Raw genomic sequence first — 14,000 nt, forward strand, 5'->3', positions numbered from 1 at the left:
TTTACTCTTATTGCAAAGATGTTTACTAAATATAAAAGAAAAAGGAAATGAAAAATATAATGAAGTCAATCAAGATAACACTTGCCTTATGTCTCTTTCTGGGCGTGTTTTATGTACTGGTGCTTTGGGTGTTTGCCCGTTTGGTCGGTCCCAATAGCGGCAATGCCGAAGTGATAACCGTAGACGGCCGGGTAGTGGGAGCTGCCAATGTGGGGCAGGCGTTTACCAAAGATATTTATTTCTGGGGGCGACCCTCTCATGCGGGCAGCGGCTACGAAGCCAATAGCTCGAGCGGTAGCAACAAAGGGCCTACCAACGAAGCTTATTTGGCCGAAGTAGAGGCTCGCATCGATACTTTTCTGGTGCATCACCCCTACCTGAGCCGCAAGGAAGTGCCGGCCGAGATGGTTACGGCCAGTGCCTCCGGCCTTGATCCTCATATCACTCCTGCCTGTGCCTACGTACAGGTGAAGCGGGTGGCCGATGCTCGTGGCATGACCGAAGCGGCGGTGAAAGCGATTGTCGACCAATCGATCGAAAAGCCACTGTTAGGCTTCTTGGGAACCGAGAAAGTAAATGTATTAAAGCTAAACGTAGCACTGGATCAACATCAATAACACAAAACACGTATAACGAAATGAAACCATTCAGACTAAAAAAGGGACTTAAAACAATGGCTGTCATGCTTGTCTGCTTTCTTGCAGCCACTCAGACACGGGCACAGGAGGTTATGATACAGGGCGATCTTGTCAGCTCTTACGTATGGCGCGGCATCTACCAAACCGGAGTTAGTATTCAGCCAACCATCGGATTGGGAGTGAAGAACTTTTCGCTCACTGCCTGGGGATCGACCGACTTCGACGGAACTTCCGCTTCGCGTGGTGCCGCTGCCAAAGAAATCGACCTGACGGCCGCTTATACATTCGGAACATCGGGGCTGACTCTCTCTGTTGCCGATCTTTGGTGGGCGGGACAGGGTGCGTATCGGTTTTTCCACTTCAACAGCCACGAAACGAACCATCACTTTGAGGCCGGATTGGCCTATACGATACAATCGGAGAAGTTTCCACTTTCCGTTGCCTGGTATACGATGTTTGCCGGGATGGACAAGAATGCCGCGGGGAAGCAAAACTACTCTTCGTATGTCGAAATGAACTATCCCTTCAGCGTCAAGGCAGTCGACCTGAACCTTACTTGTGGAATCGTACCATACGGTGCTGTAAACCAGTACGGAAACGAACGGTTTGCCATCACGAATCTTGCACTCAAAGGAACTACGGCCATTCAGGTTACCGATTCATTTTCTTTGCCTATCTTTGTACAAGCGATATGTAATCCGCGTACAGAAGATGTGCACCTTGTATTCGGACTCACACTAAAACCTTCATACGAATAAGATGGATAGAGAGGAGAGCGTACAGCATTTCCTGGACTTGATACAGAAGTCTCGTCGGGGAAAATTTAAAATCTACGTCGGCATGATAGCCGGCGTAGGCAAAACCTACCGCATGCTACAGGAGGTACGCGACCTGATGGACAGTGGTGTGGATGTACAGATAGGATATGTCGAGACGCACGGGCGTGCCGGAACAGAGGCGATGCTCGAAGGGTTGCCGGTTATTCCCCGGCGAAAGATATTCTATAAAGGTAAGGAACTCGAAGAGATGGATCTCGAAACCATCATCCGGATACACCCGGAGATTGTGATTGTAGACGAATTGGCACATACCAATGTAGAAGGCTCGGTAAACGAGAAGCGTTGGCAGGATGTAATGGCACTGCTCGATGCGGGTATCAATGTGATATCGGCGGTGAACATTCAGCATATAGAGGGGTTGAACGAAGAAGTTCAAGCCCTTTCGGGCATTGAAGTCAAAGAGCGCATTCCCGATAGTGTGCTCGAAGAGGCCGATGAGGTGGTAAACATAGACCTAACAGCCGAAGAACTGATCACCCGCCTCAAATCCGGGAAAATCTACCGCCCCGAGAAGATTCAATTGGCGTTGAACAACTTCTTCAAAACCGAGAACATCCTTCAACTGCGCGAACTGGCACTGAAAGAGGTGGCATTGCGTGTAGAGAAAAAGGTCGAAAGCGAAATCACCAATACCGGACAGAGTGTGCGCCATGAACGCTTTTTGGCCTGCATCAGCAGCCATGAACGGGCGCCAAGACGCATCATCCGCAAGGCCGCCCGACTGGCCATGCGATACAATACCTCCTTCGTGGCACTTTACGTGCAAACGCCTCACGAAAGCGTCGACCGGATCGACCTCGCCAGTCAGCGGCACCTGCTCAACCACTTCAAACTGGTGGCAGAGTTGGGAGGCGAGGTGGTGCAGGTACAATCGCGCAGCGTGCTCGATAGCATTGTGTCTGTTTGCAAGGAGAAGCAGATAACAACGGTCTGCATGGGTAGTCCGTCGTTTCGTTTCTGTATCATCACCTGCAAACTGTTGGGATATCGAAAGTTTATGAAAGAATTGGCACAAGCTAATATAGATTTGATTATACTTGCATAAAATTTGTGGTCTTATGAATATTAAAACAAAACTTTTTCTCGGCGTTGGTCTGTTGGCCGGGATGATAATTCTACTCGTATCGTTTTCTGTGATTAACCTGCAAGTACTTACAGCGACCGAGCCGGATAGCCCCGAGGCGATGCCTGCCCTCCAAAATGCTCTGTTATGGATATCGGTTACGGGAGGAATCTGTGTGTTGATCAGTCTGTTTTTGTTTGCTTGGTTGCCTCGCTCCATCGATAAGCCCATTAAAATGCTTACACGCGGTATTCTCGAAATAGCCAACCATAACTACGGAAAGCGTCTCGAACTGAAAAACAACGAGGAGTTTCGCGAGGTAGTCGACGGCTTTAACCGCATGGCTGAGCGTCTTACCGAGTACCGTGCCAGTACATTGGCCGACATTCTATCGTCCAAACAGTTTCTCGAGGCCATTGTCAATAGCATCGACGACCCTATTATCGGGTTGAACAAGGAGCACGAGATTCTCTTTATCAATAATGAGGCGCTCACGGTGCTTAACCTCAAGCGCGAGAACGTCATTCGTCATTCGGCCGAGGAGCTGTCGCTTAAGAACGATCTGCTGCGCCGCCTTACCCGCGAATTGCTTACTCCCGGACAGAAAAAAGAGCCTCTGAAGATTTATGCCGATAACAAAGAGAGTTATTTCCGGGCATCCTATATCCCGATTAGAAATACCGGAGATGATTCGGCCGAATCGTCCAGCTTGGGCGATGTGATCTTGCTGAAAAACATCACCGAGTTTACCGAACTCGACTCGGCCAAGACAACCTTCATCTCGACCATTTCGCACGAACTCAAAACACCGATCTCTGCCATCCTGATGAGTCTGCAACTACTCGAGGACAAGCGGGTGGGCGAGCTGAACGAAGAGCAGGAACAACTCTCGAAGAGTATGAGGGAGAGTAGCGAACGGCTGTTGAGCATCACAGGCGAGCTGCTCAACCTGACGCAAGTCGAGGCGGGCAAACTACAGATGATGCCCAAAATAACGAAACCGATCGAGCTCATTGATTACGCCATCAAGGCCAATCGCGTACAGGCTGATAAGTTTAATATTCAACTCGAGGTAGAGTATCCCGAAGGCAAGGTAAGCAAGCTGTTTGTCGATAGTGAGAAGATTGCGTGGGTGCTGACCAATTTGTTGAGCAACGCCATTCGATATTCGAAAGAGAACAGCCGTGTCATCATCGGTGCACAACAGGATGGCGAGTACATCGAACTGTTTGTGAAAGATTTCGGCAAAGGAATCGATCCGCGCTACCACCAAAGTATCTTTGATCGCTATTTCCGTGTGCCCGGCACCAAGGTACAGGGCAGTGGTTTGGGGCTCTCCATCTCAAAAGACTTTGTCGAAGCACATGGCGGCACACTGACTGTCGAGAGTGAGCTGGGCAAGGGCAGCCGCTTTGTGATGAGGCTTAAGGCTTAATAGCAAATGGTCGGAACCTTTAGGGCAAAGGTTCCGACCATTTGCCCCGAAGGTTCCGACCATTTTTGTTATCCTCTTTGTCTATCTGTTTACCTTAGTTAGTACGTTTATGGTTGTTGCGACGGGCATGAGAGGCGTTTTTGCGCTGATTAAATTCTTTTTTAAACTTATCGGCATTGCCCCTTTCTGTTTGATAGATCTTTGCAATTTGCTTGGGTGACAGTAATTTGCGGAACTCATTGTAATACTTCTCGCGGGTATCCAGAATCTTACGGCTTTGTGCAAACTGATCTTTGATCTGTTTCTCTATCTCGGCATCCGTCAGCGCGGGTTTCATAGCCGGTTTCCCTTGGTTGGCTTGTTCGCCTTGGTTTTCTGTGTTGCCGATCCGTGCGTGGCGGTTCATGGTGCGGCATTCGCGCAATGCTGTCAGGTAACGTGTATATACCGGTAGAAACTTTGCGGCTGTTGCATCATCGAGCATCAACACTTTGACCATCTGGTTGCCTTGCATCTCTATGATTTGCTCTTGCGTAGGGCGTGGCTTTTTGGTTTGGGCTTCTTTATTCTGAGCAGATAAAGTCATGGTGCTTCCTACGAGGATAGCGGCCAATAATACATACATAAACTTCTTCATAATTCTTGCGTTGTTAATTAATTGTTTGATTTATAAAAAGATCATTCTCAGAGAAGTTGACGAGCTCTTCCAACTCCTCATCCGAAAGTTCGTTAATCCATTTATCTGCCGGGTCGGCAGTTGTTTTGGTTTCAATGGCCAGCATCTGCGAAGGTGCTGCCGCATCGGGTTGGGTTTGTTCGGCAGACGGTGCGAAAAGTAGTCCCGTGAGTACAGCCGCCATTGCGATGGTTGCCGAAACAATCAGGTTTAGTTTCCGCTTGCGTTGTTGCTTCCCTACCGTCTGCGCGAGGATTTTTCGTTGCATTTGCTCAAAAAAATCGTCAGGAGTACGATAAGGGGTCTGTTTTCCTATATGGTCGAAGTCAAAATCTTTATTCATGTCATTATCGGTTTAAAATATATTCTTTGATCTTGTTCTTTGCATAGTGATAGTTCACCTTCAAGGTATCTACGGTGCTATTGAGAATCGAAGCAATCTCTTCGTATTTCAGCTCATCGTAATAGCGCAGATGAAAGACGATCCGTTGTTTCTCGGGCAAGGAAAGAATGGCTTCCTGAAACTTCACTGCCAATTCGTTCTCGTAATCAATGTATTCGGAGGCTTTGAGCTTCTCCATCAGCTCCTGCCGGGTCTCTTCTTCCGAAACAACCTCCTCTTTGCGCTTATTGAGCAACCGAACGCACTCGTTGGTGGCTATCCGGTAAATCCAGGTATGCAATGAACTCTCGTGTCGAAACTGATCCAGGTGACGGAATACGCGTATGAAGACTTCTTGCAGAATATCCTGCGCATCTTCGTGCGATACCACCATCCGCCGGATATATTGATATATCGGTTCCTGAAATTTGTTCATTAATAGCTTGAATCCTCGTTCGCGGTTCGAGGCACAAGCTTTGCGGATTTCATCTTCGTTTATCATCGATTTGTTTCTGAGCTTTGATGGTTAGAACGAATAAAGGGTGCGAAGTTAAATGAGAAACCTCGCTTTTTATATTTATTAAGATAAGCGTAAAAAGAGAAGTCGGGCAGAAAAGAAAAACCGTCGGAAATATATATCTTATAAAAATAGTTTCTACATTTGTAGCCGTTATGACGAAGTACATATTCTGTATATTATTGGGTACACTCTTATTGCTGGGCATTCAACTTGCTCCCGGTAAGGGTATGCAGAAAATACAGCCTGACACGACCATGGCTGGTATGGAATCTTGTACCGAATCTATACATTGCGCATCTGAAACGGTGGTTATTGAGCAATCATTTAATGAGAATCGTACCGTTAGAAATGAAAGATACACCTGCAAGACCGATAACGTGATTCTGGGGAATTCGTTTTCGCCACGGCACATGCCTCCTTCAAAGATTCTGAAAATTAACCCTACCTCCTTAACTGTTCGGATACTGAGCTTTTTAAATTCTCACCTTTCCTTAAAAAGCAGTACGGATTTTGTATCCGAACCTCATCTCATTAAATATTCATATCGATACTGTATCTATGCTTTAGGGCGTATGTTAGTTTAGTTGTTTTTCCAGTTCGTATACCGGAGGGCGCATGGATCTGTGCCCTTTGATATGGTTCGTGTTCATGTTTCTATGTTGAAATAGTATAGATTAAACCTATGGAATTCTTGCTGGATTTTATTCTTCACATCGATCAGTATATGATTAGTATGGTACAAAACTATCATGCTTGGGCGTATGTCCTGTTATTTGCCATCATCTTTTGCGAAACAGGATTGGTTGTCACCCCTTTTCTGCCGGGCGATTCGCTGCTTTTTGTAGCAGGAGCTATTGCTGCCTTGCCGGGTATGCCCATAGAAATTCATCTGCTTGTATTGATCTTATTTGTGGCGGCTGTACTGGGCGACTCGTCAAACTATGCCATCGGACATTATTTTGGGCGCAAACTCTTCCGGAATCCAAAGTCGAAGATATTCAAGCAAAGCCATCTGGACAAAACGCATGAGTTTTATAAGAAATATGGTGGAAAGACCATTATTCTTGCCCGCTTCATACCTGTAGTTCGCACGTTTGCACCCTTTGTCGCTGGCATGGGGAAAATGCATTATTACTATTTTATGTTATACAACCTGATCGGTGGTGCCGTATGGGTAACCGCCTTCTGCTATGCCGGCTACCTGTTTGGCGATCTGCCTGTTGTGCAAGCCAACCTGAAGTTGCTGATTGTAGCGATTATCTTTGTTTCGATTTTGCCTGCCGCCATCGAAGTGGCACGAGCGAAAATAAAGCCGTAGGAAGAAGCGGCGTATTAAACACCCGAATTTATTTCATATTAACTACCATAAAACCAGTTATTTTAAAATTAATTTAAAGTATTCACATTTATGAAAAATTCTTTTTTTAGTAGGTTTACCCCCAAAGAGCCTAAATTTTTTCCGTTATTGAAGCAGTTGTCCGAAGTACTGTGCGACGCGTCGATTGTTTTGATCGAAAGTTTACAGCATGACCAACCTACAGAAAGGTTTGATTATTACAAAAAAATCAAAGAGCTGGAACGTGAAGGAGACCGATTGACACACTTGATTTTCGACCAGTTGAGCACCACCTTTATTACCCCTTTTGATCGCGAAGACATTCACGATCTCGCTTCTTGTTTAGACGATGTCATTGATGGAATAAACAGCTCGGCAAAGCGTCTTGCTATTTACAACCCCCGTTTGATACCCGAAAGTGGGAGAGAGCTGAGCCGGCTTATCAACGAAGAAGCAGTTCTCATTTGCAAAGCCATGGACGAACTGGACATTTTCCGCAAGAACCCTACGAAGCTGCGCGAGTATTGTACCCGTCTGCACGATATAGAGAATCAGGCCGATGATGTATATGAGTTCTTTATAACGAAATTATTTGAAGAAGAAAAAGACTGTATCGAGCTCATCAAGCTGAAAGAGATTACGCTCGAACTGGAACGAACAACCGATGCAGCCGAACATGTAGGTAAGATACTGAAAAGCCTTATCGTGAAATACGCATAAAAACAGAGCAATATACATGGAACTATTAGTAACTATTATTATACTGGCTCTGATATTCGATTATATCAACGGCTTTCACGATGCGGCCAATTCGATAGCCACCATTGTGTCGACAAAGGTACTTACCCCTTTTCAAGCTGTGCTTTGGGCTGCCTTTTTTAATTTCGTTGCCTTCTTCATCGCCAAATACATTATTGGTGGTTTTGGTATTGCCAATACGGTGTCAAAGACTGTAATTGAACAATACATTACGCTACCCATCATCTTGGCAGGTATCATTGCTGCCATCGCCTGGAACTTGATAACCTGGTGGAAGGGTATCCCGTCTTCTTCCTCTCATACCCTCATCGGTGGATTTGCCGGAGCAGCCATTATGGCCAACGGCTTCGAAGCCATTCAGCTTAATATTATTCTGGTTATTGCAGCCTTTATTTTCTTGGCTCCCCTCATCGGAATGGTTATAGCCTTTGGCTTTACGCTGCTGTTGCTGAATATGTGCCGACGCCTACATCCGCATACGGCCGAAGTCTGGTTCAAGCGAATGCAATTGGTCTCTTCGGCCATGTTCAGTATCGGACACGGCTTGAATGATTCTCAGAAAGTAATGGGTATTATTGCGGCAGCCATGATAGCCGGGCACTCAATGGGATTGGGCATGGGTATTAACAACATCTCCGACCTGCCTGACTGGGTGGCATTCTCCTGCTTTACGGCCATTTCTCTCGGAACGATGTCCGGTGGATGGAAGATTGTGAAAACGATGGGTACGAAGATCACCAAAGTGACTCCTCTCGAAGGGGTGATTGCCGAAACGGCCGGTGCATTTACACTTTATATTACCGAAATGCTGAAAATACCCGTGAGTACTACACATACCATAACGGGAGCTATTATCGGTGTGGGGGCTACCAAACGCCTCTCGGCTGTTCGCTGGGGAGTCACCAAAAGCCTGATGACGGCTTGGGTATTGACCATTCCGGTGAGTGGGCTTCTGGCAGCAGGTATCTACTGCATCGTTTCTCTGTTTTTATAATAAATATTCGAAAAATCATACGCACCTACAGGATAGATGTCTCAATGGACGTTTAGGGTGCGTATGCTTGCTGAGCGTAGTGTTGCGATGTAGCGTCAACTATAGCTTGACCTACCTATATAAAAAAGAAAAACGCCCAGAGGTGGAAGCCCTCCAAACGTCTTATCTGTAAGTCTTTCGACTTGGTAGCGGGACCCGGGATTGAACCGGGGACCTCATGATTATGAATCATGCGCTCTAACCAGCTGAGCTATCCCGCCATCATTTCTCGATTGCGGGTGCAAAGATATAGGTTTTTCTGTAATCACCAAAACTTTTTGCGAAAAAACTCTCTATTCTGTTACAATTTTCATCCAAATAGCTCTTGCAAAGGTCGTTTTACGTATAGAAATAAGAATGTATAGAATAAAGTGATCGAATGATGGCGTGTAATCAGAAAAAAGTGTCTATCTTGGTGCACACAAAAGTTAATAAAGTAAATAAAGCTATGAAAAGAGAGAAAATACATTTGGAGTATCCTCTGAGTGCGACTTCTAAAAATATACTTTGGGCTGCTATCAGTACACCAACCGGGTTGGAAGATTGGTTTGCCGATAAAGTAGTTTCAGATGAGAAAAACGTTGTGTTTCATTGGGGAAAGACGGAAGAGAGAGAGGCTGAAATAATAGCCATACGCGCTTTTTCTTTTATTCGCTTCCATTGGTTGGACGATGATAACGAACGTGATTATTTCGAGTTGAAAATGAACTACAACGAGTTAACCGGCGACTTTGTTCTAGAAATTACCGACTTTACAGAGCCGGATGAAATGGACGATATGGAAGACCTGTGGAACTCGCAAGTAGCTAAATTAAGAAGAACTTGTGGTTTTTAGTTAACTTTCAGTCAAAAATTTCCTACGCTCCTTTTTTTGTGCTAATTTTGCATCTTAATCGCATGAACTTGATTATAAGATGCTACGCATAAAAAAACTAGATATATTTATCATAAAGAGTTTCTCGACACTCTTTATAGGCACATTTTTCATTTGTCTCTTTATCTTCATGATGCAGTTTCTGTGGAGATATGTGGACGAATTGGTGGGAAAAGGTCTTGAGATGAGCGTGTTGGCTCAGTTCTTCTTCTACTCGGCACTTAGCTTGGTTCCGGTGTCATTGCCATTGGCGGTATTGTTGGCATCGCTTATCACGTTCGGTAACTTCGGTGAGCGTTATGAGCTATTGGCCATGAAAGCAGCGGGTATCTCGTTGATCAAGATCATGCGTCCGTTGATTGTCTTTGTCTGCGTATTGGTTGGTATCTCCTTTTATTTCCAGAATGTAATCGGTCCGATAGCGCAGGTAAAATTGGGTACCTTATTGATTTCGATGAAACAGAAGTCGCCCGAGGTGGATATCCCCGAAGGGGTCTTTTACTCTGAAATACCCGGTTATAACCTGAAGGTCGATCATAAAGACCGTAAAACAGGTATGCTGTATGATGTGCTTATCTATAACTTGGCGGATGGTTTTGAGAATACACGTGTTATTTATGCCGACTCGGGTCGCCTTGAAATGACCTCTGATAAGCAGCACCTCTACCTGCACCTCTATAGCGGTGAACTATTCGAGAACCTGAAGAGCCAGAATATGAGTTCGCAGAATGTGCCTTATCGCCGCGAAACCTTCAAAGAGAAGCACTCCATCATTCAGTTTGATTCCGACTTCAACATGGCCGATGCCGGCATCATGGGTAGTCAGGCCTCGGCCAAAGACATGAAGGTGCTACAGACCTCAATCGACTCGATGGTAGTGCTGGGTGATAGTATCGGGCGTCAGTATTATAACGAAGCATCGACAGGTGCTTATCGCAAACAGACCGGATTGACAAAAGAAGACACCTTGAAAATAGAGACTGCTGCTATAGCATCCTATAATCTGGACAGTCTTTATCAAGCGGCAACCTTGATGCAAAAGCAACGCATCATCTCCTCGGCAGTGACTCGCGCCGAGAATCTGGCAAGTGATTATAGCTTTAAGAGTTTCTCTATGGAGTCAAATGATTATAGTATCCGCAAGCATCAAACCGAATGGCATAAAAAAATAACTATCTCCCTCTCTTGTCTGCTCTTTTTCTTTATCGGTGCACCTCTGGGAGGAATTATCCGAAAAGGTGGATTGGGTATGCCTGTCATCGTTTCGATATTGGTTTTTATCATCTACTACATCATTGATAATAGCGGTTATAAGATGGCTCGTGACGGCAAATGGATTGTATGGATGGGTATGTGGATGAGCTCTGCCGTATTGGCACCGTTGGGCGTATTTCTTACCTACAAATCCAACAAAGACTCTGTGGTGCTTAATGCCGATGCTTATGTTGCTTGGTTCAGGAAGGTTTCGGGTATTCGCAGTTTGCGTAACCTCTTCAAGAAAGAAGTAATCATTCACGATCCCGACTATTTGCGTATCCCTAACGAACTCACTGCACTCTCGGAAGATTGCCGTATGTATGCTCAAGCTCGCCGGTTGACGAAAGCGCCTAACTATTTCCGTCTTTGGATGGAGAGTGGCGAGGATCGCGATATCGTGCAGATCAACGATCGGTTGGAGCTGTTGGTTGAGCAACTCTCGAATGCCGAATCGATTACCTTGCTGAATGCGGTAAACCGATATCCAATCATACCCGTTGCGGCTCACTTACGCCCGTTTCACCAGCATTGGCTGAACATTTTAACAGGCTTAGTGGTTCCTATCGGACTCTTTTTCTATTTTAGAATCTGGGCATTTCGCATTCGCCTGAACAAAGATATGGAGCGGATTATCCAAAACAATGAAGAAATTAAATACATCATACAGACTAACATTAAATGATCATGGAAAAAATAAAATTGAATACAATAGAAGAGGCAATTGCCGAATTCAAAGAAGGCAATTTCGTTATTGTTGTTGACGACGAAGACCGTGAAAATGAGGGCGATTTCATTATCGCCGCCGAAAAGATAACTCCCGAGAAAGTAAACTTTATGATGACTCACGGTCGTGGTGTGCTTTGTGCACCCATCACCGAGGAGCGTTGTGCCGAACTGGAACTGGATATGCAGGTGTCTGCGAATACATCTATCTACGAAACACCGTTTACAGTGACGGTCGATTTGCTCGAAGGATGCACCACCGGTGTTTCTATGCACGACCGTGCAGCCACCATTCGTGCATTGGCCGACCCTACATTGCAACCCACTGCACTCGGACGCCCGGGACACGTGAATCCCCTGCGCGCCCGTTCGCGTGGTGTACTTCGCCGTGCCGGACATACCGAAGCAACCGTCGATCTGGCTCGCTTGGCAGGACTCTATCCGGCAGGTGCCTTGATCGAGATCATCAACGAAGATGGTACCATGGCTCGCCTTCCGCAACTGATTGAGGTTGCCCAACGTTTTGATATGAAAATAATCTCTATCAAAGACCTGATTGCCTATCGCTTGCGTATGGAATCGATTGTAGAGAAAGGGGTAGAGGTTGATATGCCTACACACCACGGACATTTCCGCTTGATTCCGTTCCGTCAGAAATCGAACGGCTTAGAGCACGTAGCTCTGATTAAAGGCGAATGGACCGAAGATGAATCGATTCTGGTACGCGTACATTCCTCTTGTGCTACCGGCGATATCTTCGGATCGTGCCGTTGCGAGTGTGGCGAGCAGCTTCACAAAGCCATGGAGATGATCAATGCAGCCGGCAAGGGTGTAATTGTATATATGAATCAAGAAGGCCGCGGTATCGGTCTGATGAATAAAATGGCTGCCTATAAACTTCAGGAAGAAGGTTACGATACGGTAGATGCTAATTTGCATTTAGGCTTTAATGCTGATGAACGCGATTATGGAGTGGGCGCGCAGATCTTGCGCGATTTGGGTGTGAAGAAAATGAAGTTGATCTCCAACAATCCGGTGAAGCGTATCGGTCTCGAAGGATATGGGCTGGAGATAACCGAAAACGTAGCCATCGAAATTAAACCTAACGAGTACAACGAGCGTTACTTAAAGACAAAAAAAGAACGAATGGGACATACGTTGCATTTCAATAAGTAAAATATCGAATTGCTTTTATATGTCAATTATTATAGCTTATTTTGCAACTAATATCACCAAATAACAATAAAAGAGATACAAAATGAACCAATTATCAGACCGTTTGAACAGTTTGTCTCCGTCAGAGACGCTGGCGATGTCGCAAAAGAGCGCTGAGCTAAAGGCACAGGGCATTGATGTAATTAACTTGAGTGTAGGAGAGCCCGATTTTAATACTCCCGAACACATCAAGGAGGCTGCTAAGAAGGCTATTGACGATAACTTCTCGCGCTACTCTCCGGTCCCGGGCTATCCCGGCTTACGTAATGCCATCGTAGAGAAACTTAAGAAAGAGAATGGTTTAGAGTATACAGCCACTCAAATCTCTTGTGCCAATGGTGCCAAGCAATCTGTTTGCAATGCGGTTTTGGCGTTGGTTAATGCAGGCGACGAAGTCATCATTCCGGCTCCCTACTGGGTAAGCTACCCCGAGATGGTGAAACTCGCCGAAGGTACTCCTGTGATTGTTTCGGCTGGTATTGAGCAAGACTTTAAGATCACTCCCGCTCAGCTCGAAGCGGCGATTACTCCTAAAACCAAAGCGATGATCCTCTGCTCTCCGTCCAATCCTACCGGATCGGTGTACAGCAAAGAAGAGTTGGCAGGTTTGTGCGAGGTATTGAACAAACATCCGCAAGTGATTGTGATTGCCGACGAAATCTACGAGCACATTAATTACATTGGCAAGCACCAAAGCATTGCCCAGTTCCCCGGTATGCAGGAACGTACGGTGATTGTAAACGGTGTGTCAAAAGCATATGCGATGACAGGCTGGAGAATTGGTTTCATTGCCGGCCCGCAGTGGTTGGTGAGCGCTTGCAATAAGTTGCAGGGACAATACACATCGGGTCCTTGTTCCGTATCGCAAAAGGCTGCCGAAGCGGCTTACACCGGCACCCAAGCTCCGGTCGAAGAGATGCGTGTCGCCTTCGAACGCCGTCGCAACCTGATTGTACAGTTGGCAAAGGAAGTTCCCGGATTTGAAGTAAACATGCCCGAAGGTGCTTTCTACCTTTTCCCTAAATGCGATTATTACTTCGGTAAGTCTGCCGGCGATCGTAAGATTGAGAATGCCGGCGATCTGGCTATGTATCTGCTCGAAGTGGGCCATGTAGCCTGTGTAGGCGGTGCTGCTTTTGGTGCTCCCGACTGCATCCGTATGAGCTATGCTACCAGTGATGAAAACATCGTAGAAGCCATTCGTCGTATCAAAGAGGCTTTGGCTAAATTGAACTAAAGACCATTAGGTC

The 14,000-nt window shown here is 45.9% G+C and carries 15 protein-coding genes and 1 tRNA gene; 12 read left to right on the forward strand and 4 right to left on the reverse strand.

Annotation, left to right across the window (positions count from 1 at the left end):
- Positions 1 to 47 precede the first annotated feature (47 nt).
- Genes TY03_RS13475 through TY03_RS13490 form a run of 4 tightly spaced genes read left to right on the forward strand, consistent with a single transcriptional unit; the run spans position 48 to position 3,975 of the window.
- A complete protein-coding gene (locus TY03_RS13475) occupies positions 48 to 617 on the forward strand; it encodes a K(+)-transporting ATPase subunit C (RefSeq protein WP_042370868.1) in 570 nt (189 codons plus the stop codon).
- A gap of 56 nt (positions 618 to 673) precedes the next feature.
- Positions 674 to 1,396 (forward strand): hypothetical protein, encoded by a 723-nt coding sequence (locus tag TY03_RS13480; protein ID WP_230201984.1) that lies wholly within the window; start codon positions 674 to 676, stop codon positions 1,394 to 1,396.
- 1 nt (position 1,397) lies between these two features.
- On the forward strand, positions 1,398 to 2,522 hold the full coding sequence (locus TY03_RS13485; RefSeq protein WP_042370872.1) for a sensor protein KdpD: 1,125 nt from the start codon (positions 1,398 to 1,400) through the stop codon (positions 2,520 to 2,522).
- A 13-nt stretch (positions 2,523 to 2,535) separates the two neighbouring features.
- Positions 2,536 to 3,975 carry a HAMP domain-containing sensor histidine kinase gene (locus TY03_RS13490; protein ID WP_042370873.1) on the forward strand — a complete coding sequence of 480 codons (1,440 nt, stop codon included), beginning with the start codon at positions 2,536 to 2,538 and terminating at the stop codon, positions 3,973 to 3,975.
- 94 nt (positions 3,976 to 4,069) lie between these two features.
- On the opposite strand, the gene TY03_RS13495 is transcribed toward TY03_RS13490, so the two are convergent.
- From TY03_RS13495 to TY03_RS13505, 3 genes are read right to left on the reverse strand one after another with little or no spacing between them, the layout of a single operon-like run.
- The gene (locus tag TY03_RS13495) at positions 4,070 to 4,615 is read right to left on the reverse strand and encodes a hypothetical protein (RefSeq protein WP_148335666.1); all 546 of its coding nucleotides are present in this window, start codon (positions 4,613 to 4,615) and stop codon (positions 4,070 to 4,072) included.
- 10 nt (positions 4,616 to 4,625) lie between these two features.
- Positions 4,626 to 4,994, reverse strand: a complete 369-nt coding sequence (locus tag TY03_RS13500) for a hypothetical protein (RefSeq protein ID WP_042370877.1) — start codon at positions 4,992 to 4,994, stop codon at positions 4,626 to 4,628.
- A 4-nt stretch (positions 4,995 to 4,998) separates the two neighbouring features.
- On the reverse strand, positions 4,999 to 5,535 hold the full coding sequence (locus tag TY03_RS13505; protein WP_042370879.1) for an RNA polymerase sigma factor: 537 nt from the start codon (positions 5,533 to 5,535) through the stop codon (positions 4,999 to 5,001).
- A 170-nt stretch (positions 5,536 to 5,705) separates the two neighbouring features.
- Here TY03_RS13505 and TY03_RS21515 point away from each other — a divergent pair, with 170 nt between their 5' ends.
- From TY03_RS21515 to TY03_RS13525, 4 genes are all read left to right on the forward strand, one after another.
- Positions 5,706 to 6,137, forward strand: coding sequence for a hypothetical protein (locus TY03_RS21515; protein ID WP_052332493.1), 432 nt, complete (start codon positions 5,706 to 5,708; stop codon positions 6,135 to 6,137).
- 98 nt (positions 6,138 to 6,235) lie between these two features.
- Positions 6,236 to 6,871: a DedA family protein gene (locus tag TY03_RS13515; RefSeq protein ID WP_042370880.1), complete on the forward strand. Its 636-nt coding sequence runs from the start codon at positions 6,236 to 6,238 to the stop codon at positions 6,869 to 6,871.
- 90 nt (positions 6,872 to 6,961) lie between these two features.
- Entirely contained in the window at positions 6,962 to 7,609 is a 648-nt protein-coding gene (locus tag TY03_RS13520) for a DUF47 domain-containing protein (protein ID WP_042370882.1), read from the forward strand.
- 16 nt (positions 7,610 to 7,625) lie between these two features.
- The gene (locus TY03_RS13525) at positions 7,626 to 8,642 is read left to right on the forward strand and encodes an inorganic phosphate transporter (RefSeq protein WP_042370884.1); all 1,017 of its coding nucleotides are present in this window, start codon (positions 7,626 to 7,628) and stop codon (positions 8,640 to 8,642) included.
- Positions 8,643 to 8,825: 183 nt separating this feature from the next.
- Here TY03_RS13525 and TY03_RS13530 read toward each other — a convergent pair.
- A tRNA-Met gene (locus TY03_RS13530) sits at positions 8,826 to 8,902 on the reverse strand.
- Between the two features lie 227 nt (positions 8,903 to 9,129).
- On the opposite strand from TY03_RS13530, the gene TY03_RS13535 reads away from it, so the two are divergent.
- The 4 genes from TY03_RS13535 (at position 9,130) to TY03_RS13550 (ending at position 13,987) form a co-directional block, all read left to right on the forward strand.
- Entirely contained in the window at positions 9,130 to 9,516 is a 387-nt protein-coding gene (locus tag TY03_RS13535; protein WP_042371370.1) for an START-like domain-containing protein, read from the forward strand.
- Positions 9,517 to 9,595: 79 nt separating this feature from the next.
- Complete coding sequence (locus TY03_RS13540) at positions 9,596 to 11,494, forward strand: LptF/LptG family permease (protein ID WP_042370886.1); 1,899 nt, start codon at positions 9,596 to 9,598, stop codon at positions 11,492 to 11,494.
- A gap of 2 nt (positions 11,495 to 11,496) precedes the next feature.
- The gene (locus TY03_RS13545) at positions 11,497 to 12,711 is read left to right on the forward strand and encodes a bifunctional 3,4-dihydroxy-2-butanone-4-phosphate synthase/GTP cyclohydrolase II (protein WP_042371372.1); all 1,215 of its coding nucleotides are present in this window, start codon (positions 11,497 to 11,499) and stop codon (positions 12,709 to 12,711) included.
- Positions 12,712 to 12,793: 82 nt separating this feature from the next.
- Positions 12,794 to 13,987, forward strand: a complete 1,194-nt coding sequence (locus TY03_RS13550; protein WP_042370887.1) for a pyridoxal phosphate-dependent aminotransferase — start codon at positions 12,794 to 12,796, stop codon at positions 13,985 to 13,987.
- Positions 13,988 to 14,000 lie beyond the last annotated feature (13 nt).

The sequence above is a fragment of the Bacteroides neonati genome (genome assembly GCF_000499785.1).
In the GTDB taxonomy this organism is placed as follows: Bacteria; Bacteroidota; Bacteroidia; order Bacteroidales; family Bacteroidaceae; genus Bacteroides; species Bacteroides neonati.